At 73.2% G+C, this 24,876-nt stretch carries 18 protein-coding genes; 8 read left to right on the plus strand and 10 right to left on the minus strand.

Translation table 11 applies throughout. From position 1 onward, the window contains the following. Positions 1-166 precede the first annotated feature (166 nt). Positions 167-745: an AAA family ATPase gene (locus tag AB0J53_RS25500; RefSeq protein ID WP_364176533.1), complete on the plus strand. Its 579-nt coding sequence runs from the start codon at positions 167-169 to the stop codon at positions 743-745. 404 nt (positions 746-1,149) lie between these two features. Here the strand turns inward: AB0J53_RS25500 and AB0J53_RS25505 are convergent, their stop codons facing one another. After that, complete coding sequence (locus AB0J53_RS25505; RefSeq protein ID WP_364176536.1) at positions 1,150-2,142, minus strand: alpha/beta hydrolase; 993 nt, start codon at positions 2,140-2,142, stop codon at positions 1,150-1,152. Positions 2,143-2,470: 328 nt separating this feature from the next. Between AB0J53_RS25505 and AB0J53_RS25510 the strand changes: the two genes are divergently transcribed. Beyond that, positions 2,471-3,046, plus strand: a complete 576-nt coding sequence (locus AB0J53_RS25510; protein WP_364176539.1) for a hypothetical protein — start codon at positions 2,471-2,473, stop codon at positions 3,044-3,046. 203 nt (positions 3,047-3,249) lie between these two features. Here the strand turns inward: AB0J53_RS25510 and AB0J53_RS25515 are convergent, their stop codons facing one another. The 5 genes from AB0J53_RS25515 to AB0J53_RS25535 form a co-directional block, all read right to left on the minus strand. After that, positions 3,250-3,444 (minus strand): hypothetical protein, encoded by a 195-nt coding sequence (locus AB0J53_RS25515; RefSeq protein ID WP_219504847.1) that lies wholly within the window; start codon positions 3,442-3,444, stop codon positions 3,250-3,252. Between the two features lie 38 nt (positions 3,445-3,482). Continuing rightward, complete coding sequence (locus tag AB0J53_RS25520) at positions 3,483-3,752, minus strand: WhiB family transcriptional regulator (protein ID WP_049571282.1); 270 nt, start codon at positions 3,750-3,752, stop codon at positions 3,483-3,485. Positions 3,753-3,882: 130 nt separating this feature from the next. Beyond that, entirely contained in the window at positions 3,883-4,149 is a 267-nt protein-coding gene (locus tag AB0J53_RS25525) for a hypothetical protein (protein WP_219504845.1), read from the minus strand. 110 nt (positions 4,150-4,259) lie between these two features. Continuing rightward, positions 4,260-5,129 carry an acyl-CoA thioesterase II gene (locus AB0J53_RS25530; protein WP_219504843.1) on the minus strand — a complete coding sequence of 290 codons (870 nt, stop codon included), beginning with the start codon at positions 5,127-5,129 and terminating at the stop codon, positions 4,260-4,262. Positions 5,130-5,192: 63 nt separating this feature from the next. Then, a complete protein-coding gene (locus AB0J53_RS25535; protein ID WP_219504916.1) occupies positions 5,193-7,238 on the minus strand; it encodes an ATP-dependent DNA helicase UvrD2 in 2,046 nt (681 codons plus the stop codon). Between the two features lie 153 nt (positions 7,239-7,391). On the opposite strand from AB0J53_RS25535, the gene AB0J53_RS25540 reads away from it, so the two are divergent. Both AB0J53_RS25540 and AB0J53_RS25545 read left to right on the plus strand, forming a co-directional pair. Then, the gene (locus tag AB0J53_RS25540) at positions 7,392-8,288 is read left to right on the plus strand and encodes an alpha/beta hydrolase (protein WP_357589994.1); all 897 of its coding nucleotides are present in this window, start codon (positions 7,392-7,394) and stop codon (positions 8,286-8,288) included. A gap of 69 nt (positions 8,289-8,357) precedes the next feature. Beyond that, positions 8,358-8,606 (plus strand): mycoredoxin, encoded by a 249-nt coding sequence (locus AB0J53_RS25545; protein ID WP_246644793.1) that lies wholly within the window; start codon positions 8,358-8,360, stop codon positions 8,604-8,606. A gap of 63 nt (positions 8,607-8,669) precedes the next feature. On the opposite strand, the gene nudC is transcribed toward AB0J53_RS25545, so the two are convergent. Further along, on the minus strand, positions 8,670-9,644 hold the full coding sequence (gene nudC, locus AB0J53_RS25550) for an NAD(+) diphosphatase (protein WP_364176545.1): 975 nt from the start codon (positions 9,642-9,644) through the stop codon (positions 8,670-8,672). Positions 9,645-9,790: 146 nt separating this feature from the next. Between nudC and AB0J53_RS25555 the strand changes: the two genes are divergently transcribed. The 4 genes from AB0J53_RS25555 to AB0J53_RS25570 are packed head-to-tail and all read left to right on the plus strand — an operon-like array spanning position 9,791 to position 14,984. After that, positions 9,791-10,927 (plus strand): siderophore biosynthesis protein, encoded by a 1,137-nt coding sequence (locus tag AB0J53_RS25555; RefSeq protein ID WP_364176548.1) that lies wholly within the window; start codon positions 9,791-9,793, stop codon positions 10,925-10,927. Further along, positions 10,924-12,393, plus strand: a complete 1,470-nt coding sequence (locus AB0J53_RS25560) for an IucA/IucC family protein (RefSeq protein ID WP_364176551.1) — start codon at positions 10,924-10,926, stop codon at positions 12,391-12,393. Before AB0J53_RS25555 ends, AB0J53_RS25560 begins: the two co-directional genes overlap by 4 nt. After that, positions 12,394-13,920 carry an IucA/IucC family protein gene (locus AB0J53_RS25565; RefSeq protein ID WP_364176554.1) on the plus strand — a complete coding sequence of 509 codons (1,527 nt, stop codon included), beginning with the start codon at positions 12,394-12,396 and terminating at the stop codon, positions 13,918-13,920. Beyond that, positions 13,917-14,984 carry a type III PLP-dependent enzyme gene (locus AB0J53_RS25570; RefSeq protein ID WP_364176557.1) on the plus strand — a complete coding sequence of 356 codons (1,068 nt, stop codon included), beginning with the start codon at positions 13,917-13,919 and terminating at the stop codon, positions 14,982-14,984. Before AB0J53_RS25565 ends, AB0J53_RS25570 begins: the two co-directional genes overlap by 4 nt. On the opposite strand, the gene AB0J53_RS25575 is transcribed toward AB0J53_RS25570, so the two are convergent. The 3 genes from AB0J53_RS25575 to AB0J53_RS25585 all read right to left on the minus strand — a co-directional run bounded on the left by AB0J53_RS25575 (position 14,944) and on the right by AB0J53_RS25585 (position 24,859). Continuing rightward, positions 14,944-18,237, minus strand: a complete 3,294-nt coding sequence (locus AB0J53_RS25575) for an ATP-dependent DNA helicase (RefSeq protein ID WP_364176560.1) — start codon at positions 18,235-18,237, stop codon at positions 14,944-14,946. The genes AB0J53_RS25570 and AB0J53_RS25575 overlap by 41 nt on opposite strands. Beyond that, positions 18,231-21,815: a UvrD-helicase domain-containing protein gene (locus AB0J53_RS25580; protein ID WP_364176563.1), complete on the minus strand. Its 3,585-nt coding sequence runs from the start codon at positions 21,813-21,815 to the stop codon at positions 18,231-18,233. The genes AB0J53_RS25575 and AB0J53_RS25580 overlap by 7 nt, the downstream gene beginning before the upstream one ends. 194 nt (positions 21,816-22,009) lie before the next feature. Next, complete coding sequence (locus AB0J53_RS25585) at positions 22,010-24,859, minus strand: CDP-glycerol glycerophosphotransferase family protein (protein ID WP_364176566.1); 2,850 nt, start codon at positions 24,857-24,859, stop codon at positions 22,010-22,012. Between the last annotated feature and the right edge of the window lie 17 nt (positions 24,860-24,876).

A 24,876-nucleotide genomic window follows, 5' to 3' on the forward strand; every position in this document is an offset into this window, starting at 1 on the left:
TGAGGCTGCCCCTGGTGGGGCGGCGGTTCTGGAGTGCGCGGTATCAGGGCGATGCCTTGCGTGGGGTGGGCGATAAATCGTTCGAATGCGTGACGGCTGGCGTGCTTGCATGGTGGTGCGCGAGGTCTGGGTGCTTGGTGGAGTGGCGTCGTCTGGGGGTGAGGGCGTGGAGGAGCCTCGGCCGGTGGAGCGGGGGGCTGGGCGCATCATCATGCTCAACGGCGCATCCAGCTCGGGGAAGACGACGCTCGCCAGGGTGGTGCGGCGGGCGATGGACGGGCCGTTCCTGTACGTGTCGTCCGATCAGCTGGTGGCGGCCGGGATGTTGCCGGAGCGGCGGGAGCCGGAGGGGCCGTTCGCGTGGTGGGAGGTGATGCGGCCTCGGTTCTCCAAGGGCTTCCACCGGTGCCTGCCGGCGCTGGCCGGGGCCGGGAACGACCTGATCGTGGAGCATGTCATCGAGTTCGCGGCCTGGCGCAGGGAGCTGGCGGAGTTGCTGGGCGGGTTCGATGTGTTCCTGGTGGGGGTGCACTGCTCGCTCGACGAGATCGATCGGCGGGAGTTGGCTCGTGGGGATCGGCGGGTCGGGGAAGGGCGGTCTCATGTCGAGCAGGACGGCATTCACGGGTTCGGGCCCTATGACTTCGAGGTCGACACCACGGGTGGGGTGGATGCTGCCATGGCCGAGTCGGTGATCGCCGCGTGGCGCGGCCGAGGGCGGCGGCGAGCGCTCACGCACGGCTGAGGGCCGCGAGGCGGGGGCCCCGCGGCCACGTCGGCAACGGACCGCCCGATGGTGGCGGGCGGTCAGCGGCCCCCGCCCTGGACGGCCGACCAGCCATAGGCCGGGTGGCAGCCGAGCCAGCCTGTGGCGGGCCAGCCGGTTGCAGGCGCTCACGTACGGCGGAGGGCCGCGAGACGAGGGCCCCGCGACCGCCTCGGTAACGGCCGATGATTCGGGCGGTCAGCGGCCCCGCCCCTTGAGCCGTAGGCCGTCAGTGGCGAGCCAGTCGGTGGTGGGCCAGCCGGTGGTGGGCCAGCCGGTGGTGGGCCAGTTGGAGGTGGGCCAGTTGGAGGTGGGCCAGTTGGAGGAGACCTCCGGGGTGCGTGTGCTGGTCGCCGCCGAGGTCCTTGTCGGCGGCGGGGTGGTCAGTGGGGGGTGGCTACTTCGCCTGATGGGTGGAGGGCGGTGCGGAGGGCGGTGGTGGCTAGGTCCAGGGCCGTCTGGTTGGCGTGCGTGTCGCGGAGCAGGTCGACCATGGCGAAGTCGTGGATGATGCCGCCGAGGCGTACGGCGGTGACCTCGACGCCGGCCTCGCGGAGCTTGGCCGCGTAGGCTTCGCCCTCGTCGCGCAGGACGTCGGCTTCGCCGGTGAGCACCAGGGCGGGCGGGAGGTCGCGGAGCTGGTCGGGGGTGGCGCGCAGGGGTGAGGCGTGGATCTCGGCGCGCTGGGCGGGGTCGGTCGTGTACTGGTCCCAGAACCACTTCATGCCGTCGCGGTTGAGGAAGTAGCCGGTGGCGAACTGCTGGTAGGACTCGGTGTCGAAGTTCGCGTCGGTGACCGGGTACCACAGCACCTGGGCGCGCAGGTGCACGTCGCCGCGTTCCTTGGCCATGATCGCCAGCACGGCTGACATGTTGCCGCCGACCGAGTCGCCGGCGACGGCCATGCGGGAGGCGTCGAGGTCCTTCTCCTCGCCGTGTTCCATGACCCAGCGGGCGGCGGCGTAGTTCTGTTCGATCTGAGTGGGGTATTTGGCCTCGGGCGCGCGGTCGTACTCGGGGAAGACGACGGCGGCGTTGACCCGGGTGGCGAGCTCGCGGACGAGCCGGTCGTGGGTGCGGGCGGAGCCGAACACCCAGCCGGCGCCGTGGATGTAGAAGATCACGGGGAGCGTGCCGGTGCTGCCTCTGGGCTTGACGATGCGCACGGGGACGACGCCGGTCGGGCCGCCCTGGATCTGGATCCATTCCTCGTCGATGTCGGGGCGCGGCACGGCGGGGTCGGACTGGAGCTTCTCCAGGATCTCCCGCCCCTGCTCCGGCGGCAGCTCGTAGATGAACGGCGGCTTGGCGTTGGCGTCGGCGAAGTCCTGGGCGGCCTTCTCCAACACCACGCGCCTGCTGATGGTGCTGGTCATGGTGCTCTCCTCGTGACGGGTCGACGGCTGCGGGCAGCGTCACGCACGGCACGGGTCCCCGGCCGGCGCTGGTTCGGGCGGGGGGACCGAGCGGTGACCTACCCCGATATGCGGCGGTTCCAACGCTGGGCGGGACGGTCGTGGGAGTCCTTTCGGGGTGCTTACGGAGGGGCGTGAGCTCTCGGCCCGGGCGCTGCGGGCGCGGATGATGGCGGGCAGTCCCCCAGTCCTCCCGCTGGTCCCCCAGTCCTCCCGCTGTCCCGGGAACTCTCCCGGGGAACTCCCCACGGAACTCTCCACGGAACTCTCCAGGAAAGGGTGAAAGATCGTGCTTCTGTTTCGTACGAGTGCCGCCGCCGGGTTCGTCTGCGCGGCGCTGCTGGTCGTGAACGTGCTGCGGCGGGGCGGCGTCCTGCCGGAGAACGCCGTCACGCACGCCATCGCGCCGTTCGCCGCGCTGACCGGGCTGTTCGCGATCACCGGGCTCTATCTGCTCATCCGTGACGCGGCGGGCGGGCTCGGGCTGGCCGGCTACCTGCTCAACACGGCGGGGCTGGCCGGGGCCTTCGCCATCGAGTACACGCTGCACTTCGTCTTCCCGGGGCTCGGCGGCGCCACGGTGATGGGGCTGCTCGCGGGCGGGACGGGCATGGCGTTCCTGGTCACGTCCGCGGTGCTGGTGGCCGGGGTGCTGGTGTTCGCGGCGACGGCGGTCAGGAGCGGGGCGCTGCCGTACGCGGCGGTGGGGCTGTATGCCGTGGGGATGGTCCCGGGCTCGCTGCGCAACCTCGTGCCGGAGCCCGTCTACCTGGGCGGGCTGGTCGTGGCGGCGGCGGGTGTCGCGTGGATGGCCGCCCAACTGTGGAGCGCCGCCGAGGAGCCGCGGCCCGTACCGGCCCGCTGACCCCGGAGAACCGTGCCGGCCCGCTGGCCTCAAAGCACCGTTCCGGCCTGCTGACCTGGAGAAACCGTACCGGCCCGCTGCGAAGCGGAGGGCCGGTCGGAGGGCCGGAAAGGCGGAAGCCGCCCCGGGCGGGTGCCCGGGGCGGCTGATGGGTCGGGGGAGGGATCCCGGGAGATCCTGCGCCGGCGGCAGGACCTCCCGGATCAGCCCTCCAGGCTCAGGGCGCGCAGAAGGCGTTCGTTCGCCTTCCGGACCCCGCGCCGCGCCCGCTGTACTCGGCTGATGCGGGCGGCGAGGCGGTACTCGCGCGCCTCGCGGTGAAGGGTTTGTATTCGGTCGTTGACCAGTTCTTGGTAAAGATACGGCGCGGTCAGGTCGGTCGTCGGGAAGGTGTTCATCTCTGTCTTCTTTCTGTGCGAAGCGGACGTGCGGAAGGTCAGGCAGCGACCGGGTGCTTGCGCGGACGGCCGCGCGGACGCTTGCGAGGAACGACGGTCCCGCGGAGGATCAGCTCCCCGCCCCAGACGCCCCAGGGCTCCTCGCGCTCCAGCGCGCGGGCCAGGCAGGCCTTCTGGATCGGGCAGCCACCGCAGAGCGCCTTGGCGAACTCGACGTCGTCCGGCGACTCGGCGAACCACAGGTCAGGGTCGGTACGACAGGGGATCTCGGCTTCGTCGATCAGGTCCATGATCGTCTTCGCCCCCATCTGGTTTCTCCTTTTGATCGGGCTGTTTGCTCTGGTTCGGGCACCTCGTGGGTGTTGGGGGATCACGGACAAACAAAGAGGCCGCGGATCCTGTGTGCGGATCCGCGGCCTGGGGGCTGCTATGTGCCGGTCAGGTTATGACCGGCGCATCCCTCCAGGGTTGCGGACCGCGCACTCCACCCTTGGTGTTCGGCTGGGTCGGCACTTCGGCGCCTGCGATGCGGACAGGAGCGCTCATGGCGGCGGCGCCCGAGTGGGCGTGCGCGTAGAAAGCCATCTCCTGGCGGCGGGCAGACTTCGGCTGCCGCAGCTTGGCCGGCCCATCGGCGAGCCTGACCGCGTCACGGCATGCGGAAGCGAGCCACTGCGTGGCCGGCATCATGTTGCTGCTGATCACTGGGACTCACCTCCGTCTGAAGATCGTCGAGCTGATTGCCCGACTCGCTTGACCATGACCCTAAACCGGTAGCCCAGGACTGGGCAACTTATTTTCTACCTGCGATTTTGTTACTTTGTCACGCGGATCATGGCCTCCTGCACCACGGACACCACGAGTTCGCCGGAGGCGGTGAACATCTCGCCACGGGCGAGCCCGCGGGCCCCTCCCGACCAGGGCGACTCCTGGGCGTACAGCAGCCAGTCGTCGGCCCGGAACGGCCGGTGGAACCACATGGCGTGGTCGAGCGAGGCGCCCATGACGTTGGAGGCGCCCCAGGCCATTCCGTGGGCCAGCAGGATCGTGTCGACGAGCGTGAAGTCGGAGGCGTAGGCGGCCAGCACGACGTGCAGCAGCGGGTCGTCAGGCAGGTCGGCGTCGTAGCGGAACCACACGTTGGTCGTGGCGCTGCGCAGCTCCGGGTTCTCGTACGCCTCCCACGTGAGCGGCGAGGCGTAGCGGGCGTCGACGGGACGCGGGCGCGACAGCCACTCGCGCAGCTCGTGGTGTTCGCCGACCAGCTCGACCATCCGGTCCTGGAACGTGGGCAGCGTCGCCGGGTCGGGCACCACCGGCATGACGGACGCCTGGTGCTCCACGCCCTCCTCGAACAGGTGGAACGAGGCCGACATCGAGAAGATCGCCTTGCCGTGCTGGATGGCCAGCACCCGGCGGGTGGTGAACGACCTGCCGTCGCGGACCCGTTCGACGTTGTAGACGATCGGCACCGAGGGGTCGCCGGGCCGGATGAAGTAGGCGTGCAGCGAGTGCACGTTGCGGTCGGCGGGCACCGTGCGGCCGGCCGCGACCAGCGCCTGCGCGGCGACCTGCCCGCCGAAGACGCGCTGGATGCGCTCCTCGGGGCTGCGGCCCCGGAACATGTCCAGCTCGATCTGCTCCAGGTCGAGCAGGTCGAGGAGCTCCTTCAGCGCCTCGTTCACCTATCCCCCTCGGGTATGACCAGGTATATGGTCGCACGCCCGTTGCGGAGGCGGCAGCACAGCCTACGCGACGGCCGAGCGGCACAGGTCAAGGACCGCCTCCCCGTAGCGGTCGACCTTGACGCGGCCGATGCCGGTGATCGACAGCAGCTCCGCCTCGCTGGTGGGCACCCGTTCGGCGATCGCCTGGAGCGTCACGTCCGTGAAGACCACGTACGGGGGGATCTTCGCCTCCTTGGCGGTCGCGGTGCGCCACGCCTTGAGGCTCTCCAGCAGGCCCTCGTCGTAGTCGGCCGGGCAGGTCGCGCACCGGCCCAGCTTCTGCTCGGCCGCCGCGCTCAGCGTCTTGGCGCAGATCCGGCAGCTCACCGGCGCGGCGACGGCCCGGCGTTCGCGGGCGGGCGTGGCCGCCGGGCGGGACGCGGCGGCGGAACGGCCGGTGAGCCCGTCGAGGAACCGCGACGGGCGGCGGCCCTTGCGGCCCCCCGGGGCACGCGCCAGCGCCCAGGAGATCGTCAGGTGCTCGCGCGCCCGCGTGATGCCCACGTAGAGCAGGCGGCGCTCCTCCTCGATCTGCTCGGGCGTCTCGGCGTAGATGATCGGCATCATCCCGTCGGTCACCCCGACCAGGAAGACCGCGTCCCATTCCAGGCCCTTGGCGGCGTGCAGCGAGGCCAGCGTGACGCCCTCGACGGGCGGCGCGTGCTGCTCGGAGGCGCGGCGCTCCAGCTCGGCCACGAACGCGGGCAGGTCGGCGCCCTCGGCCGCCATGTCCTCCGCCAGGTCGGCCAGGGCCTTGAGCGACTCCCACTTCTCGCGCGCCTTGCCGCCGCCGGGCGGCGACGGGGTCAGGCCGATGCCGGTGAGGATCTGGTGGACCTCCGAGGCCAGCGGCTCGTGCGCCGCCGACCGGGCCGCGCCGCGCAGCAGCACGACCGCCTGGCGCACCTCGGGGCGTTCGAAGAAGCGCTCGGCGCCGCGAAGCACGTACGGGATCTCGGCCTTGGACAGCGCCTCCTCGTAGGACTCCGACTGGGAGTTCGTCCGGAACAGGACGGCGATCTCGCGGGACGGGACGCCCCGGTCGAGGAGTTTCCTGATGGCGCGGGCGACCCCGGCGGCCTCGGCGGGCTCGTCGTCGTAGTCGGCGAACACCGGGCGGGGGCCGTCGGGGCGCTGGGCGACCAGCTCCAGGCGGTGCGGCGAGCGGCCCTTGGCGATCACCAGGTTGGCCAGGTCGACGACCTGCGGCGTGGAGCGGTAGTCGCGGACCAGCTTGATGACGGCCGCGCCGGGATGCTCGACGGCGAAGCCGGTCAGGTAGCGGGGGCTGGCGCCGGTGAAGGAGTAGATGGTCTGGTTGGGGTCGCCGACCACGCACACGTCGTCGCGCCCGCCGAGCCAGGTGTCGAGCAGGAGCTTCTGCAGCGGGTTGACGTCCTGGTACTCGTCGACGACGAAGTAGCGGTATTGCTGGCGGATCTGGCTCGCGACCTCCTGGTGCTCGGTCATCACCGCGGCGGTGAGCTCCAGGATGGTCTCGAAGTCGACCAGGTGGCGCTCGCGCCGGATCCGCTCGTACGCCTCGTACAGCCGGGCCACCTCGTCGGCGGGCACCGGCGGGGTGCGGTTGTGCTTGGCGGCGGCGGCCACGTAGTCGTCGGGGCCGATCTGGGTGACCTTGGCCCATTCGACCTCGGCGGCGATGTCACGCAGCTCGGACCGGTCCGGATTTTTCCGGATCTGGCGGCAGGCTTCCACGAGCACCGGCAGCTTCGACTCGATCACCGACGGCGCCTCGCCGCCGATCACCCTCGGCCAGAAGTACGTCAGCTGCCGCAGCGCCGCCGCGTGGAACGTACGCGCCTGCACCCCCGGCGCGCCCAGCGCCCGCAACCGCTGCCGCAGCTCCCCGGCCGCCCGTGTGGTGAACGTCACGGCCAGCACGCTGCGCGCGTCGACCACCCCCGACCGCACCGCGTGGGCGATGCGATGGGTGATCGCCCTGGTCTTGCCGGTGCCCGCGCCCGCCAGCACGCACACGGGCCCACGCAGGGTCTCCGCCACCTCCCGCTGCTCCGGATCGAGCCCGGCCAGCACGTCATCCACGCCGTTCACCCCACCATCCTCCCAGCAGGTGGCGCTCCGGGCGCCATTCTGGCAGCATGCGGCAGTCAATCGTTTCAATGTCGCTGAGATGCAAAGAAGTGGTCTCTTCCATCACAATGGGGCCGACCTGAGCATGGGAGAGAAGGGCAGGCTGTGCGAACCGCGGTTTCCCTGAGCGCTGTCGCGCTCGCTTTAGTCGCGCTGACTCCCGTGGCCGCGCACGCGTCGGGTGACCCCGCACCGGGGCCGACCACGATCACCGACCCCGACGGCATCGGCGGCCTTTCCAGCGAGACGATCGCGTACGGCAGGCATCGCCACCAGCAGATGGACGTGTGGTGGACCCCCGACGGGATGAAGCGGCCGGGGATCTTCCTGATCCACGGCGGCTGGTGGTCCAGCGGCGACAAACGGCAGATGACGGCCATCACCCGCGAGTACGCCGACCGCGGCTACACCGTCTTCAACCTCAACTACCGGCTCTCCACCGAAGCGGCCTGGCCCGCGCAGCGCACCGACGCGCTCGCCGCCATCGCCAAGGCCAAGAAGCACGCCGAGCGCTGGGCGCTCGACCCCGACAACTACGTCGTGGTCGGCTTCTCGGCCGGCGGCCACATCGCCGCCTCGGTCGGCACCTACGGCAACGGGATGACGGGGCTCAAGGGCGTCGTCGGGCTGTCGCCGATCATCTCGCCGCTGCGCGCGTTCAAGGACGGCGAGAAGTCGCTCGACCCCTACAAGCGCAAGCTGCGCTCGGCCGCCGTCCAGCTCGCCGGCGGCTGCGCCCCCAAGGGCAAGTGCTCGCGCGTGTGGGCCAGCATGGAGGTCGCCTGGCACGCCAGCGCCAAGGACGCGCCGATGCTGACCGTCCACTCGCAGGACGAGTTCGTGCCGCCGGTGCAGAGCCAGCTGCTCAAGCAGATGCTCGGCAAGGCCGGGGTGGCCGTCACGACCTGGAGCGTGCCGGGCATCGCCCACAGCAGCGCCCTCTACCGCACCCCCGGCGTGGCCGAGCGCGTCCACGAGTGGATCACCTCGCACGTCGGGTAGGGATTAACCGGGGCACCGGGGTTGTTGCACGGAGCGCCTGTTTCCTTGACCTTGGAGGGAATCGCTGACATGGCGCTCACGGTCTACAGCACCACCTGGTGCGGCCCCTGCAAGCGGCTGAAGTCCCAGCTGGCCCGCGAGGGCATCGCTTATGCCGAGATCGACATCGAACGTGACCCGGAGGCGGCCGCGTTCGTGATGAGCGTCAACGACGGCAACCAGACGGTGCCGACTGTCGTCATCGACACGCCGAAGGGGCGTGTCGTGCGGACCAACCCGTCGGCCCGCGAGGTCAAGGACCTCCTGGGCGTCTCCTGACACACCTGACCCATCACGAGCCCCCGGACCACTGGCCGGGGGCTCGGACGGTTTTACGATGAGTCACCAATCTCCGGTGAGGGGTTCGCCGTACCAGGTTTCGATGAGGCGGCGGGCGATGGAGACCGGGGGCGGGAGGCGTACGTCGCCCTTTTCGATGGCCTTGGCCAGGTCGGCGCGGGAGAACCAGTGGGCCTCGGCGATCTCCTCGGGGTCGAGGGTGAGCTCCGTGGTGAGGGCGTCGGCGAAGAAGCCGAGCATGAGGCTGCGCGGGAACGGCCAGGGCTGGCTGCCGAGGTAGCGGGGCCGGGTGACGGTGACGCCGACCTCTTCGGCGACCTCGCGGGCGACGGCCGCCTCCAGGGACTCGCCGGGCTCGACGAAGCCGGCGAGGATCGACAGGCGGCCTTCGGGCCACTGGGGGCCGCGGGCGAGCAGGCAGCGGTCGTCGGCGTCGCGGACGAGCATGATGACGGCCGGGTCGACGCGGGGGAAGTGCTGACTGGAGTCGTGCGGGCAGACGCGGATGTGGCCGCCCGCCTGGACGGCGGTGCGGGTGCCGCAGCGGGGGCAGAACTCGTGGGTGGCGTGCCAGGCCTCCAGGGCGACGGCGTAGACGAGCAGGCCGGCGTCGCGGTCGCCGAGCAGGCCGCCGGCCTGGCGGAGGCCGGCCGGGACGGGCTGGCCGTCGGGGGTGTCGCGCAGGCTCATGGGGACGGCGACGCGGCCGTTGACGTCGCCGGCGGGCGTGCCGGGCAGCGGCGCGGCGACGGCGAAGTAGGCGACGCCGTCCTCGACGCCGAGCAGGTAGCGCTCGCCGTCGGGGGCGTCGGCGGTGGGGTAGAGGACGGCGTGGACCTCGTCGCCGTCGCGGCGGACGAGCGTGTGGCCGTTGTCGATGATCAGCACCCGGGTCGAGGGGTCGGCCCAGGCACGTTCCAACCAGGCGCGGTCCGCTCTGAGCGCCGCCGATCTGTCGATGGTGCCGCGTGCGAGGAGCAGCGGTCCGATGAGTTGGTCTTCCGCCCTCGTATCCAAGGCCCCACCCTTCCCAAATCCCATGTCATCCTATGACCTCAGGGTTAGCCGCCGATTACGGTTTCCCTGCAGCGGTGGGATCTTGGAGGGGCTAGGATCTTTCGGGTTAGGTTAGCCTTACCTGATCATCCGGGGGTGCCTTCGCGTTGCGGCTCTACCTGACCGCGCTCAAACCGACCGATTCGGTGACCGACGGGTTCCTGCCCGCCGCCCGCGCGCTGGGGTGCGAGGTGACGATCCTCACCGACCGGCCGGAGCGGCATCCGTACGCCGTCGGTTGTGACGTGCGTGACCCGCGCGCGCTGATCGACGCGATCGAGCACCTCGGCAGGCCGGACGCGATCTTCTCCAACTCCGACCACCTCCAGGCGGAGACCGCGCTGGCCTCCGGCTACTTCGGGCTGCCCGGCAAGGACTGGCGGGCCTGCCTGACGGCCAAGAACAAGTTCCTGACCCGGCGCAGGCTGGCGGAGGCGGGCGTGGAGCGGGTGTTCTCGGCGCGGCTGGCCCCGGGCGACCCGGTGCCCGACGACCTGCCGTACCCGCTGGTGGTCAAGCCGCGCGAGGGGGTGGCCAGCGAGGACGTGCTGCTGGTCGAGTCGGACCTGGCCAAGGCCGTGGAGGCGGTCCGGGCGCGGCGGCCCGGCGAGGCGGTGGTGGTCGAGGAGTACCTGGAAGGGCCGCTGCGCACGCTGGAGACGCTGGGCGACGGCTCGCGGATCGGCGTGCTGGGCGGGTTCGCGACGACGCTCGGGCCGCTGCCGCACTTCGTCGAGGAGCGTCTCGACTGGGCGCCCGAGGGGCCGCACGAGCACGTGCTGGCGGCGCTGCGGGCGATCGGGGCGGGGTTCGGCGCGTGCCACACCGAGTACGTCGTCACGCCGGCCGGGCCCCGGATCGTCGAGGTGAACTACCGGGTGATCGGCGACCACTGCGACTTCCTGCTGGCCGACGTGCTGGGGGTGCCGCTGTTCGAGTGGATCCTGCGCGTGCACCTGGGCGAACCCATGCCCGCGATGCCCGAATCCTCCAGGTATGGGACGGCGGTCAGCCTGGTGGCCGACCGGCCGGGCACGATCCTCACGGCGCCCGGGGCCGAGGAGACCGAGCACGACGGCGTCAAGCTGTGGCACCGGCCGCTGCGCCAGGCCGGCGAGCGGGTGGAGCTGACTCACACCAACCGCGACTACCTGGGCGTGATCAGGGCCGTCGGGCCGGACCGGGCCCGCGTCGAGGCCGCCGTCGAGGGCTACCGGGCGTCCAGGCCGTGGGTCGTCGGATGAGCTCCCGCGACTCCTACCTGGCCGCCCGGGTGCTCAACGCGCTGCTGCGCGAGGACTACGGCAGGCTCTCCTCCCGCGTCACCCGCGACCGCGACGGCGTCGCGCTGACGATGGCCGACGGGCGGCTGGTGCGGCTGGCTCCCGGATCGCTCTTCCAGGACTTCGTGGTGGCGCCGGGCGAGCTGCTGGGCCTCGAACAGGTGCTGGAGACGCTGGCGGAGATCGCCGACCCGGCGGACGCCGAGGGCGTGGCCGCGTTCTTCGACGAGTGCCTGGCCGCGCTGGCCGCCCTGGAGCTGCACGACGCCCATCTGCCCGGCGTGCTGGCCAGGAAGCCGTCATACGAGTCGCTGGCCGCCTTCACCGACCACCCGGTCTATCCAACGGCGCGGGCGCGGACGGGTCTGTCGGAGGCGGACCTGCTGGCGTACGCGCCGGAGTTCGCGCCGTCGTTCCCGCTGCGGTGGGCGCGGGTGCCCGGCGAGCTGCTGATGGCGGGGTCGTCGCCGCTGCCCGCCGACGTGCTGCCGGACGGCGACGGGCTGTTCCCGGTGCACCCGCTGACCGTCGCCGAGGTCGCCAAGATCGACGGGGTGCGGGTGCTGGACGAGCCGCGCGTGACCGTACGCCCGACGCTGTCGATGCGGACGGTGGAGGTCGGGCCGCGCGTCCACCTCAAGCTGCCGCTGCCCACGGCCACGCTGGGCACCCGCAACCGGCGCTCGATCAAGCCGGGCACGCTGCGCGACGGCGCGCGGGCCGAGCTGCTGCTCCGCGAGCTCGCCGGCCCGGACGTGCTGATCGCCGACGAGCAGGCGTACGCGCACGCCGGGCACGAGTACCTGGCCTGGATGGTCCGCAGGCTGCCGCCCGGCAAGATCGTGCCGGTGGCGGCGCTGGCGGTGCCCGGGGTGCTGGCCGAGCTGGGCGACGTGCTGCCCGCCTACCTGCGGCTGCTGTTCGGCTGGAACGTGCGGCTGTTCGTCGAGTACGGCGTCGCGCTGGAGGCCCACCAGCAGAACCTGGCCCTGGTCTTCGCCGACGGCGCCATGAAGCTGCTGGTCAAGGACAACGACGGGCTGCTCGCCTCCCCCGCCAGGCTGGCGGCGGCCGGGGTGGCGGTCCCCGCGTTCGGCGACGCGCGGATGCTGACCGACGACCCGCACGCGCTGGCCGACGTGTTCGTGACGATCACGCTGCACCTGGCGGCGGCCGCGATCACGTTCGGCGCGCTGCCCCACGCCGAGGCGTCCGCGCTGCTGCGCGACACGCTGGCCGCGGCGCTCGAGCCCTACGGCGACGACCCGATGGCCAGGCTGCTGCGCGCCCGGACGCTGGAGGCGGCCAGGCTCACCGGCAAGTCGATGGTCACCGCCGGGACCCTCGTGGCCAAGCAGCGGTCGGGCGCGCGTGACATCAACAAGTTCTACGGCACCAGCGGGCCCAACTACCTGAGGAGAGCTTGAATGCACGGTCTGGCCCTCACCTCGTCTGCCGGGCCGGCCGAGGAGGCGACGCTCGCCGCGCTGCTGCGCTGCTGCGTGCGGGAGGTGGCCGGACCGCGCGGCCTGGTCTGGCCGGCGCCGCCGTTGCTGCTGCTGCGCGTGGGGGGCACGCTGCTGCGGGTGCGCACCCACGGCGGGGCCGCGCTGCGCTTCGACGGCCGTCCCGAACGGCTCGACGCGGGCGCCTGGCATCCGCTGACGTCCGCCGAGCTGGTCCGGCTGGCCGAGGCGGAGCTGGGCGCGGGGCGCAACGACGAGTTCGCCGGGCAGGTGGCCGCCAGCCGGGAGGCGGTGGCCGCGATCCTGCGGGCCAGGGCGGAGGCCGTGCCGCCCGCCGATCCGTGGCTGGCCTCGGAGCAGGCGCTGGTGTACGGGCACCCGTTCCATCCGAGCCCGAAGGCGCGCGGCGGCGACGGCTGGCTGGCCTACGCGCCCGAGGCGCACGCCGAGTTCCCGCTGCGGCTGCTCGGCGTGCGGGACGACGCGGCCGCCGAGGAGGGCGACGTGCGCGCGCTCGACGCGCTGGGCGAGGCGCCGCCCGGCTACCGGCTGCTGCCGGCGCACCCGTGGCAGCTCGGCCTGCTGCGGCCCCGGCTGGGCGGCGAGCTGATCGACCTGGGGCCGGGGCCGGTCGTGATGCCGACCTCGTCGGTGCGCACCGTGTACGCCCCGGCGGCCGGGGCGTGCCTGAAGTTCAGCCTCGACGTGCGGATCACCAACTGCGTGCGCAAGAACGCCTGGTACGAGCTGGCCGGGGCGGTGGAGCTGACCTCGCGGCTCACGCCGGTGTTCGCCGAGGTGGCCGCCAAGCATCCCGGCGCCCGATGGCTGCCCGAGCCCGGCTACCGCTCCGCTACGCCGCTGCTGGAGGGGCTGGGCGTGATCGTCCGCGCGAGCCCGTGGGCGGCCTGCTCGCCCGGCGTCACCCCGGTCCTGGCCGGGGCGCTGGCCGCCGGGCCGCCGCCGCCCGACCCGCTCGCCTGGTGGACGGCGTACGTGACGGCCGTGGCGCCACCGGTGCTGGAGCTGTACTTCACGCACGGCGTCATCCTGGAGCCGCACCTGCAGAACGTGCTCGTCGGTCTCGACGGCTCCGGCCTGCCCGTGGAGGCCGTCTTCCGCGACCTGGAGGGCGCCAAGCTCGTCACCGGCCGCCACGACCTCACCGGCGTGCCGGCCCGGGTCGCGGAGGCCATGTCCTACGACGCCGGGCGCGGCTGGGCCCGGGTGGTCTACTGCCTGCTGGTCAACCACCTGGTCGAGATCGCGGCGACCGTCTCGGACGGCGACGACGGGCTGCTGCGCCAGCTGTGGCGGGCCGCCCGCGAGGTGCTCGCCAAGCAGGCCGCCGAGCTGGGCGGGCCGGTGCCGCTGTCGGACCTGCTCGCGGGTGCGCCGCTGCCGGCCAAGGCCAACCTGGGCGTGCGCTGGGCCAGGGCCGCCGACCGGTCCGCCGGTTACGTCCCGATCGCGAACCCGCTCGCATGATCACCGCGAGGGTCCTGGAGGCCGCCCCCCGCCTGGCCGCCCCGGCCTACCTGTACGACCTGCCCGCCCTGGACGAGCACGCGGCCGCGGTACGGGCCGCGCTGCCCGGCGTCGAGCTGTACTACGCGGTCAAGGCCAATCCGGACGCCGAGCTGCTGCGGGTGCTCGACGCGCACGTCGACGGGTTCGAGGTGTCGTCCGGCGGCGAGCACGCGCACGTGTCGGCGCTGCTGCCGGGCAGGCCGCTGGCCCTGGGCGGCCCCGGCAAGACCGACGCGGAGCTGCGGCTGCCGCATCACCGCATCCACGTGGAGTCCCCGTACGAGCTGCGGCGACTGGTGGCGACCGGGCTGGAGGCGGACGTGCTGCTGCGCGTCAGCCCGGACCTGGCGGTGGAGGGCGCGGCGCTGACCATGAGCGGCCCGTTCGGGATGGACGAGGCGGGGGTCGAGGAGTGCCTGCCGCTGTTCACGGACCGGGTGCGGCTGCGCGGCCGGCACACGCACCTGGCGAGCGGGCTGGCCGCGCCCGAGCTGCTGCGGCTGGCGGCGGTGCTGCTGGACACCGGTCAGCCCGAGGTGAACCTGGGCGGCGGCATGGCGGTCTCCTACGGCTCGCCGGAGCGCTTCGACTGGGCCGCCTACGGCGCGGGGCTGGCGCGGCTGCGGCGGCCGGGACAGCTCGTCAGGATCGAGCCGGGGCGGGCGCTGACCGCCTACTGCGGCTTCTACGTGACCCGGGTGGTGGACGTGAAACGGGTGCGCGGGGAGGCGTACGCCGTCCTGCTGGGCGGCACCCACCACCTGCGGACCCCGGTGACCAAGGGCCACGACCAGCCCTTCACCGTGCTGCCCACGGGCGACGGGCCGGGCGTGGCGGACGAGCCGGTCACGCTCGTCGGCCAGCTCTGCACCCCGAAAGACGTCTTCGCACGAAAAATCGTGACAACGGTACGGGTGGGGGACACGGTGGTGTTCGGGATGGCCGGGGCCTACGCCTGGAACATCTCACACCACGACTTCCTCATGCACCCGAAGCCCGGCTTCCACCATCTGCGCGGCTGACCTCCGGCACCGCCTCGATGAGCGCCACCAGGCCGTCGGCGTCGAGCAGGTCCACCGGGCGCACGGTGCGGTTGGCGCGCACGTAGTGGAAGGCCGCGCTCACCCGCTCCAGCGGCACGCCCGCCAGGTGCGACCAGGCCAGCCGGTAGGCGGCGAGCTGCACCGAGGCGGCCCTGGCCTTCTTGCCGGTCGGCGGGTCGCCGGTCTTCCAGTCGACGACCTCGTAACGCCCGCCGGGCAGCTCGAACACCGCGTCCATGCGGCCGCGCACCAGCCGGTCGGCGATCATGGTCTCGAACGGCACTTCCAGGTCCACCGGACGCCGCTCGGCCCACTCGCTCTCCTCGAAGCGCTCCTGCAGCTCCGCCAGCCGCACGTCCGCCTCCTCCGGCTCGTGCTCCAGGTCCAGGTCGAAGTCGTCGATGAGCCGCTGCTGGTCCCAGCGCGTCTCCAGCCACTTGTGGAAGGAGGTGCCCCGGCGGGCCAGCGGCGCGGGCTTGACCGGCACCGGGCGGCGGATCCTGCGCGCCAGCTCGCGGGCGTCGGTGGCCAGCGTGACCAGCGACGACACGGTCAGCTTGGACGGCAGCTCGACGGTCGTGGAGCCGCGCCGCCGATGCAGCTCCCGCTCGCGCAGCAGCAGCTCGGTGTCGCGGTCCCAGGCGCGCACCCGCTCCTCCTCGAAGGCGCGCAGCGGCTGCTCCTCCTCGTCGTCCTCCAGGGTGCCCGCCAGCGCGTCCTCCACCAGGCGGGCGCCGTCGAGGACGGACTCGTACCGCAGCCCCTCGGGCGTGACCGGCCACACGGCGGCGGCAGGCTCGGCCAGCAGCGGGTTCGTGGCCCCCTCGGCGAGCTCCGGCGCCCAGAACGCGATCCGGTCGGCGCTCTGCGCGATCTCCCGCAGGAAGTCGGACGGCTCCAGCGGCTTGGACGCGCTGCCCCACCGGTAGCCGGAGGCGATCAGGTGGTAGTGGGCGCGCGTCACCGCCACGTACGCCAGCCGCCGCTCCTCCATCAGGTCGCGCTCGCGGCACCGCTCGTCGAACGCGGCCAGCTCGTCCTTGCTCAACCCCGTCAGCCGGGGCAGGTCGGCGGCGTCGCCGCGCAGCGGGTAGGGCAGCTTGCGCGGGTTGTCGGTCCAGCGGCTGTTCATCACCGGCGTGGCCGGGAACACGCTGCCCGTCGCGACCGCGCCCTTCGTGTTGAGGACCTGCGACAGGCCCGGCACCACCACGACCGGCCACTCCAGGCCCTTGGACGCGTGCACGGTCATCAGCTTGACGCTGTTGCTGTCGCCGACCCGGCCCGCCTCCAGCCCGAACTCCTCGCTCTCCGCCGCCTGGAGATAGGCCAGGAACGCGCCCAGCGTCGGATCCTCGGCGTCGCCCGCGAACCGGGACGCCGCGTCGAGGAACGCGTCGAGGTCGGCCCTGGCCGCGAACGCGCTCACCGTGCCGCCCCGCGCCGCCACCTCGACGTCCAGGCCGAGCTTGCGCTCCACCTCGCTGATCAGATCGGGCAGCGGCTGCGCCGTGTGCGCCCTGAGCTGGCGCAGCTCGTGGGCCAGCGCCACCAGCCGGGTAGCGGCCAGCGGCGAGAACGCCTCCAGCCACTCCTCCCGGTCGGGCAGCTCGTCGAGCGCGTCGACCAGGCTGCCGCGCTCCTCCGCCAGATCGGCCACCACCTGGTCGAGCGGGTCCTGCACGCGCTGCCCGTCACGCATCTCCCGGTTGAGCTCGCGGGCGCACTCCCCCAGCGCCCGCAGGTCCGCCGGGCCGATCCGCCAGCGCGGCCCCGCCAGCAGCCTGGCCAGCGCGTCACCCGCCGTCGCGTCGTAGAGCACGCGCAACGTGGCCACGATGTCGGTCACCTCGGGCACCGTCAGCAGCCCACCCAGCCCCACCACCTCGACCGGGATGTCACGATCCTCCAGCGCCCTGCGCAACGCCGGGAACTGCGACCGCTTGCGCGCCAGGATCGCCACGTCCTGCGGCTGCAGCGCAAGGGTCTTCTTGCGCTCCTTGTCCCCCCACGGCAGGCCGTCCGGGGCGATCTCCTGGCCGAGCAGCCGGGCGACGCAGTCGGCCACCCACTTCGCCTCGTCCTCGGCCGTCTCGTGGAAGGCACAGGTGACGCGGCCCCGGTCGACCCGGTTCGGGCCCGGGACCAGCACCGGCACCTCACGCGCCTCCATCCGCAGCGGCAGCTGCACCCGGGCGGCCACGTCGAGCACCCGGTCACCGTTGCGGAAGCTGACGCTGAGCTGCCGCACCGGAGCCGGATCGCCCGCCCCCGTCCGGAAGTCCTCGGCGAACCGGCGCAGGTTGCCCGCCGACGCCCCCCGCCAACCGTAGATCGACTGGCACGGGTCGCCCACCGCCGTCACCGGATGGCCGCCCCCGTACAGCGAACGCAGCAACACCAGCTGCGCGTGGCTGGTGTCCTGATACTCGTCCAGCAGCACCACCGCGAACCGCTCCCGCTCGATCTGACCGACCTCGCGGTGATTGGCGGCGATCCTCGCCGCCAGCGACATCTGGTCGCCGTAGTCGATGACCTCCCGCCGCCGCTTCAACCTCTCGTACGCCTCCACCAGCGGCAGCAACTGCTCCCTGGCCGCCTGCACGGCGATCGGCTTGCGCTGCGCCTGCACCGTGCGGCCCGGCAGCTCGGCCAGACGCTCGTCCAGCCACTCCCCCACCCGCCGCACGTCACCCGGAGCGCGCAGATGCTCCGACAGCTCACCCGCCAGCTCCAGCACCGCCGCCGTCACCGAAGGCGGGCCCAGCTCCACCCGGTCCATCGGCCCGTCGTACATCGCCACCACCCGCGACGCGAGCTGCCACGACACCGCCGGCGTGACCAGCCGCATCGTCGGCTCCAGCGCCTCACGCAGCGCGTGATCGGTGACCAGCCGGGCCGCGTACGCGTGATAGGTCGAGACCGTCGGCTCCTCGTCCAGCATCGACGGCTCCACCAGGCCCGCCTCCGCCAGCCCCGCCAGCCGCTCCCGCACCCGCGTCGCCAGCTCCGCCGCCGCCTTGCGGGTGAACGTCAGACCCAGCACGTTCGACGGCTTCACCAGACCGTTGGCCACCAGCCAGACCACCCGCCCGGCCATGGTCTCGCTCTTGCCCGAACCCGCCCCGGCCATGACGACCATCGGCTCCAGCGGCGCTTCGATGACGGCGGCTTGCTCCCGGGTGGGCGGCAGGATGCCGAGCTTGCCGGCCAGCTCGACCGGGGTCAGCACACCTGTCCCCCGCTGTCGTTGACCGGGCAGCTCGCCCTGGCCGCGCACGTACGGCAGCCGTCGTTGACCTTCGCCTGGAAGAACGGGCCCGACATGCCGATCGCCACCGTGTCGACCAGATCCCGCGCCCAGCCCGGGTTCGCGTCGTCGGCCAGCGCGCCCTGCTTCTGCTCCACCGCCGCCGTCTTGCCCGCCGCCTTGCCGAGCTGCACCAGCGCCGCCCCGCCGGGCTCCGCCATGCCGTGCCGGGCGAACGCGCCCAGCAGCGCCGCCAGCTGATAGACGCCGAGCTGCGGATGGCGGTCGAGCTCGCCCGGCTTGGGCTTCGAGCCGCCCGTCTTGAGGTCGATGATCACCGCCCGGCCCTCCGCGTCCTTCTCCACGCGGTCGACCCGGCCCTTGATCTGGACGCCGTCGCCCACCATGGCGACGAACGCCTCCTCCAGGGCGACGAGCTCCCGCGGGTTGTCCTGCTGCCAGCGGAGGAACCGGCCGATCATCTGCTCGGCCACCCGGCGCTGCTTGCGGTTGAACCATACGCCACCGAAGTCGAGCTCGTTCCAGATGCCGTCCAGGCGGTCGCCGAGCGCGTTCTCGTCCGACAGATCCGTGGCGCCCAGCACCGCCAGCGCGTGGATGACCGTGCCCAGCCCCTGCGCCGTGCTCGTCCCGGCCGCGCCCACCGCCGTCTCCAGCAGCCAGCGCAGGCCGCACTTGGTGAAGCTCTCCACCGCCGACGGGGAAATGCTCACCACGTCGTCCGGCCAGCTCAACGGCCGGTCATCGGTCATCGTCGTCAACGCGTACCAGTCGTTCGGATGCGCGCCCTGCACCCCCGCCGCCGCCAGCCTCGCCAGCTGCCTGGCCGCCCTGCGCCGCATCGACGCCGGCTTCGTCGGATCCGTCACCGCGCTCCGCAGATCGGCCACCAGCGACGGCATGCTCAGCCAGCGCGACCGGTCCTCCACCGTCGCCTCGTCCACCGCGCCCGGCATCAGCTCCGACAGGAACCGCGACGGCCGCTCGTCGGTGTCCTCACCGCCCACCGCCGTCACCACCAGCCGATGCCGCGCCCGCGTCGCCGCCACGTAGAACAGCCGCCGCTCCTCCGCCAGCAGCTTCGACGCCAGCGACGCCGCACTCGGCCTGCCCCCCTCGGCCACCTCCGCCAGGTCCTCCACGCCCAGCATCGTGCCCCGCAGCCGCAGATCCGGCCAGACGCCCTCCTGGACGCCCGCCACGACCACCACGTCCCACTCCAGGCCCTTCGAACGGTGCGCCGTCAACACCCGCACCGCGTCGCCGTCCGGCGCCCGCTCCGCCAGCGTGTCACCCGGGATCTCCTGCGACGCCAGATCGTCCAGGAACACCTCCGGGCCCGCCTTCGGCATCCGGTCCACGAACTTCGCCGCATGATCGAACAGCGCCACGACCGCGTCCAGGTCCCGGTCCGCCTGCGCGCCCCGCTGGCCGCCGCTCAGGCTCAGGTCCGTCCACCGCTCCGCCAGGCCGCTGCCCTGCCACACGGCCCACAGCACCTCCTCGGCCGTCGCGCCCTCCCGCAGCACCTCCCTCGCCGTGGCCAGCAACCTCGCCACCCGCTCCGCCGGAACGGCCACGTGCGGCTCCACCCGTACCAGCTCCCGCGGATCGTTCACGGCCGCCACCAGCAACTCCCCCGACGACCGCACCCCCTCCCCAGAGCCCGCCACCGCCCCTTCCTCCGCCCCTCCGGGCCCGGCCGAGTCGCCCTGCGGCGCGACCGCCTCCGCTACGGCGGCACGGGGGGAATCCACGGGCGCCGGATCCTCCTGCGGAGCCTGCGGGCCGCCCTGCGCCGCACCAGACGGCGCCGCGCCGGACGCGCGCGCCGGCGCGGCTTCGGGGCCGGCCGGGACGCCGTCCTGTGGCGCAGCGGCCTCCGGCGCTGCGGCACGGGCCGGGTGCTCCTCCGGAGCCTGAGGGCCGTCCTGCGGCTCACCCGGTGGCGGCGCGGTGGGCTCGCGGTCCGGTGCCGCCTTGGGGTCCGCCAGGGTGCCGGTCTGCGGGTCGCTCTGGGGTGCGCCGGCCTGTGCGCCCGGCTGGGGGGCGTCATCTTCCGGGGTTGCGGAGGCCGGGGGGTCTGCCGGGGTCGGGGCGGAGGGGGTGAGGGCGGTGTGGGCCTCGTTTTCGGCGATCTTGAGGGCGCGGCGGAGGCGGCGGACGCCGATCATGTCGGTGCCGCCGAGCGGGCCGGTGAGGAGCTCCTCGGCGACGCCCTCGTCCAGGGCGGCGGGGTCGAGGGCGACGCGCAGCAGCGTGAGGAGGGGGCGGACGCCGGGCTCCTGGGCGATGGGCACCTCGTCGCCGGCGATCATCGTGGGGACCCCGGCGGTGACGAGGGCGCGGCGCAGCAGCGGCACCTGGCGGGTGGCGGAGCGGACCAGGACGGCCATGCGGTGCCAGGGCACGCCGTCGATGAGGTGGGCCCGGCGCAGGGTGTCGGCGACGACGGCGGCTTCCTGGCTGGTGCTGTCGGCGAGCAGCACCCGTACCTCGCCGGAGGGTGTGTCGGGCAGCGGGACGAGGTCGCGGTGGCCGCGCGCCCGGGGGATGCCGTCGGCGGGAGGGCCGGCCGAGGGGGCGGGGGTGGCGGGGAGGCGGTCGGCGACGCGGCGGGAGGCCTCCAGGAGGTCGGCGCCGCTGCGGCGGCAGACGCGCAGGGCGACGATGGGCGCGTCGTGGCCGGACCGGGTGCGGAAGCGCTGGGGGAAGGCGAGGATGCCGCGTACGTCGGCGCCGCGGAAGCCGTAGATGGACTGGTCGGGGTCGCCGACGGCCACCAGGTCGCGGCCGTCGCCGGCGAGCTGCTGGAGGAGGAACTCCTGGGCGGGGTCGGTGTCCTGGTACTCGTCGACGAACAGCGCGTCGTGGGCGGCGCGTTCGCGGCGGCGTACGTCGGGGTCGGCGAGCAGTCCGGCGGCGGTGCGGATCAGCTCGGCGTAGTCCATGGCCGGGTCGGGGTCGAGGTCGAAGCGGAGCTGGTAGCGCTGGGCGAAGCGGCCGGCGGCGACCCAGTCGGCGCGGCCGTGCTGCCGTCCGAGCTCCTGTACGCGCTCGCCGTCGAGGCCGCGTTCGGCGGCGCGGGACAGGAAGTCGCGCAGCTCTTCGGCGAAGCCGCGGGTCTTGAGCGGTTCGCGCAGGTCTTCGGGCCAGTCGAGGGCGCCGTCCTCCAGTTCGCCGTGGAGGAGGCGGCGGACTTCGAGGAGTTGTTCGGGGCCGGTGAGGAGGCGGGGCGGCGGCTCGCCGGCGAGGACGGCCTCGCGGCGCAGCAGGGCGTAGGCGTAGGAGTGGAAGGTGAGCGCCAGCGGGGTGCGGGTGGTGCGGCGGAGCCGGCCGGTGACGCGTTCGCGCAGCTCGCCGGCGGCCTTGCGGCTGTAGGTGAGGATGAGGACGCGTTCGGGGTCGGCGCCGCGTCGTTCGATGCGGTCGACGACGCTCTCGACGATGGTCGTCGTCTTGCCGGTGCCGGGCCCGGCGAGGACGAGCAGGGGGCCGCCGGGGTGCTCGACCACGGCGCGCTGATGTTCATCAAGCACAGGGGCCTCAACAGGCCTCCCGCTGCCGCGGCGCACCAATCGCCAGGTCTGACCACTCACAGCACTAGATTCCACCAGACCACAGGGGTAGATCGTGCCGACTTGCCCGGTCTCCCCGCGCGGACGCCCACGTTATCGGGGCAGAGCGGGGCAAATTTCAGGATTCGCCCCGACACGCCGACGTCAGTACGCGCTCAGAAAACGTGGTCGACCACGCGGGCCGTCGCCTTGCCGTCGTCGCGCGGCGCGAACGTGGCCCGGAAGGCGTCGTAGCGGTCGGCGTGGGCGGCCGCGACCTCGTCGATGGAGCGCAGCGCCTCGACGACCTCGCCGGAGGTCGACAGCACCGGCCCGGGGGCGACCTCGGGCAGGTCCACGTAGATGCCGCGCTTGGCGGAGTATTTGGCCAGGTCGTAGCCGTACAGGACGATCGGCCGCCCGGTGACCGCGAAGTCGAACATGACAGACGAGTAGTCGGTCACCAGGACGTCGGCCACGAGCAGCAGATCCGCAATATCCGGATAAGTCGTGACGTCACGCGCGATGTCGGGAACGGCGGGCATGGCCTGCATGGGATGCGCCCGTACCAGCAGCTCGTGGTCGGCGCCCAGCGCCTCACGCGCCTTGGCCAGGTCGAGCTTGACCATCGCGTTCTTGCGGTCGTAATCGCGCCACGTGGGCGCGTACAGGACCACGCGCTTGCCCTCGGCGAGCCCGAGCCGCTCGCGCACGGCGGCGGCGAGCTCGTCACGGTCGGGCGAGGTGAGCACGTCGTTGCGCGGCAGCCCGCTCTCCAGCACCTCGCCCTGGTAGCCGAACGCCTTGCGCAGCACCGGCGTGGCCCACGGCGACTGCGACAGCAGCACGTCCCAGCCGCGCACCTCGGCGGCCTGGCGGTGCCAGACCGGCGGCTTGGGGTCGCGCCGCATGTGGGCCTGGTCGTTGCCGATGTGCTTGACCGGGGTGCCGTGCCAGGTCTGCACGACCACCTGGCCCTCGCGCGAGCGGAACCAGACGGGCAGGAAGGCGTTGGTGACGATGTAGCGCGAGCGGGCCAGCGCGGCGTGGTGCTCGCGGCTGCCCGCGCGCACCGAGGTGGCGCCGTCGGGCGGGGTGAACGCGCCGTCCTTGACGATCCAGATGTGCGGGCGGTCGTCGCCGCGCCGCACCCGCTCCTCGTAGATGGCGCGGACGCTGTCGGCGTACAGGCGGCCGTCGTTGACCACGTAGACGGTGGCCTCGTCGAGCGGCTCGGTGCGCTGGGCCGGGTAGAAGACGCGGCGCAGCACGTGGGTGCCGGCGACGCCCTTCTCGGCGGCGGGCCGCTCCTCCTCCGAGACGACCACCGGCACGTCGAAGCGGGTGGAGACCATGCGGAAGGAGTGGCCGCCGAGCACGCGCGGGTCCTCGTCGAGGGTCTCCAGCGCGGCGTGGTCCATGCGCACGGGCACGATCTCGCCGGACGGGTGCCGTACGGACATCTGCCAGGTGCCGGACGACAGCGGCACCGCCTCGCCGAAGCGGTCCATGAACCCGGGCTGGACGCGCACGGTGAACTCCTCGCCCGCGCGCTCCATCGGGACCTGGTAGGCCAGACCGGAGCGGTGGCGCAGGGTGAGCGAGCGCGGCCCTTCGGCGTCGGGGTAGTGGCCGCGCAGGACGAGCGTGGGCCCGTCCCAGACGGCCGAGGAGATCACCGGGCGGATGCGGTGGGCGGAGACGACCACGCGGTCGCGGCGGTCGCCGAGCACGGTGATCTCGCGGTCGCCGGCCACGGCCCTGGTGCCCTTGAGGTCGCCGAGCATGACGGAGGCCGCCGGGTCGCCCTTGGGCTCGACCCACAGCCGCCGCCCGTCCTTCTCCTGCAGCAGCGCGGGCACGGCGAGCGTGAGCAGCACGTCGGTGCCCTTGCCCGCCGGGCTGAAGTCGGCGGCGATGCGGTGGCCGCCGAGCCGGGCGTGGCCCTTGGTGACGACGCGGTCGGGCAGGTGGATCTTGAGCTGGAGGCGCTCGTCGTCGACGGTGACGCCGGTGAGCTCGGCCCGGTTGGGCTGGAGCACCACCTGGAGGGCGCGGTCGGAGGTCCAGACGGGCCTGGCCCACCAGCCGGGCTTGAGCCGGCGGCCGGCGGGGCGCTCGCTGCGGCCGATGGACGCGCCGCGCAGCAGGCCGGTGGCGCGGGCGCCCCGGCTCCAGAACACGATCTCGGCCCGCCACGTGGTGGTGTCGCGCACGGCGGGACGGCGGCGCAGGCGGCGGCGCACGCCGGAGACCAGGCCGCGGACGGCGCCGCGCCAGCGCAGCGCCCACGGGCTCAGCTCGGCGTGGAAGCCCGACCAGTCGTAGTTGCAGCCGGGCTCGCGCGCCCCGTGGGTGGCCTCGGGGGCGAGCACGCGGCGGGTGCGCAGCCGCACCGGCGGCAGCCAGCGCGGGCCGCGCAGCACCACGGTCGCGCGGTTGAAGCGGCGGCTGCGCACCGACAGGCCGGCCAGGTAGGCGAAGCCGGTGATGCGCAGCTTGCCGTCGACCCACACGATGTCGTCGATGTGCGTGACGGGCACCAGGTCGGCGCGGCGCAGCCGGAACAGCTCGGCGGGCAGCTCGTCGCGGAACGGCAGGTCGGCGTACCAGCGCAGGCCCTTGCGGATGCGCTTGGACGGCTCGGCGGCGGCCGCCACGACCTTGGCGAGGGTCTCGCCCTCGACGAGCTCGTCGTCGGGGCGGTGCTCGATCAGGTGGCAGATGAGGCGGCGGGCCACGGGCAGCTCGCGCTTGACCCCCGCGGCGACGCCCGCCAGGTAGGGGCGCACGAGGTCGACGAGCTCGCGCCTGCGGGCGGCGCCGCGCTTGACCGCGAGGTCCATCCGCGCGCCGAGCGGCCCGCTGAGCACCTCGGCGTCGAACGCCGCGTCGCGGCCGCCCGGCCCGACGGCGCGCATGACCGCGTCGAGTGGCTCGCCACGGTCGCAGAGGTCCTGGACGGCCTTGAGTCGGTCGGGGACCGCATCGCCGCCCGGGCTCTGGGCAGTTACGCCGGTAGCCATCGGGGAGGCACCGCCTT

It is taken from the genome of Nonomuraea sp. NPDC049725, from assembly GCF_040674795.1.
Taxonomy (GTDB): Bacteria; Actinomycetota; Actinomycetes; order Streptosporangiales; family Streptosporangiaceae; genus Nonomuraea; species Nonomuraea ceibae.

Excerpts from the sequence above, each read along its gene's own strand:
- AB0J53_RS25505 (WP_364176536.1), bottom strand. The coding sequence starts at position 2,142 with ATGACCAGCACCATCAGCAGGCGCGTGGTGTTGGAGAAGGCCGCCCAG.
- AB0J53_RS25515 (WP_219504847.1), bottom strand. The coding sequence starts at position 3,444 with ATGAACACCTTCCCGACGACCGACCTGACCGCGCCGTATCTTTACCAA.
- AB0J53_RS25520 (WP_049571282.1), bottom strand. The coding sequence starts at position 3,752 with ATGGGGGCGAAGACGATCATGGACCTGATCGACGAAGCCGAGATCCCC.
- AB0J53_RS25545 (WP_246644793.1), top strand. The coding sequence starts at position 8,358 with ATGGCGCTCACGGTCTACAGCACCACCTGGTGCGGCCCCTGCAAGCGG.
- AB0J53_RS25560 (WP_364176551.1), top strand. The coding sequence starts at position 10,924 with ATGAGCTCCCGCGACTCCTACCTGGCCGCCCGGGTGCTCAACGCGCTG.
- AB0J53_RS25565 (WP_364176554.1), top strand. The coding sequence starts at position 12,394 with ATGCACGGTCTGGCCCTCACCTCGTCTGCCGGGCCGGCCGAGGAGGCG.
- AB0J53_RS25570 (WP_364176557.1), top strand. The coding sequence starts at position 13,917 with ATGATCACCGCGAGGGTCCTGGAGGCCGCCCCCCGCCTGGCCGCCCCG.
- AB0J53_RS25585 (WP_364176566.1), bottom strand. The coding sequence starts at position 24,859 with ATGGCTACCGGCGTAACTGCCCAGAGCCCGGGCGGCGATGCGGTCCCC.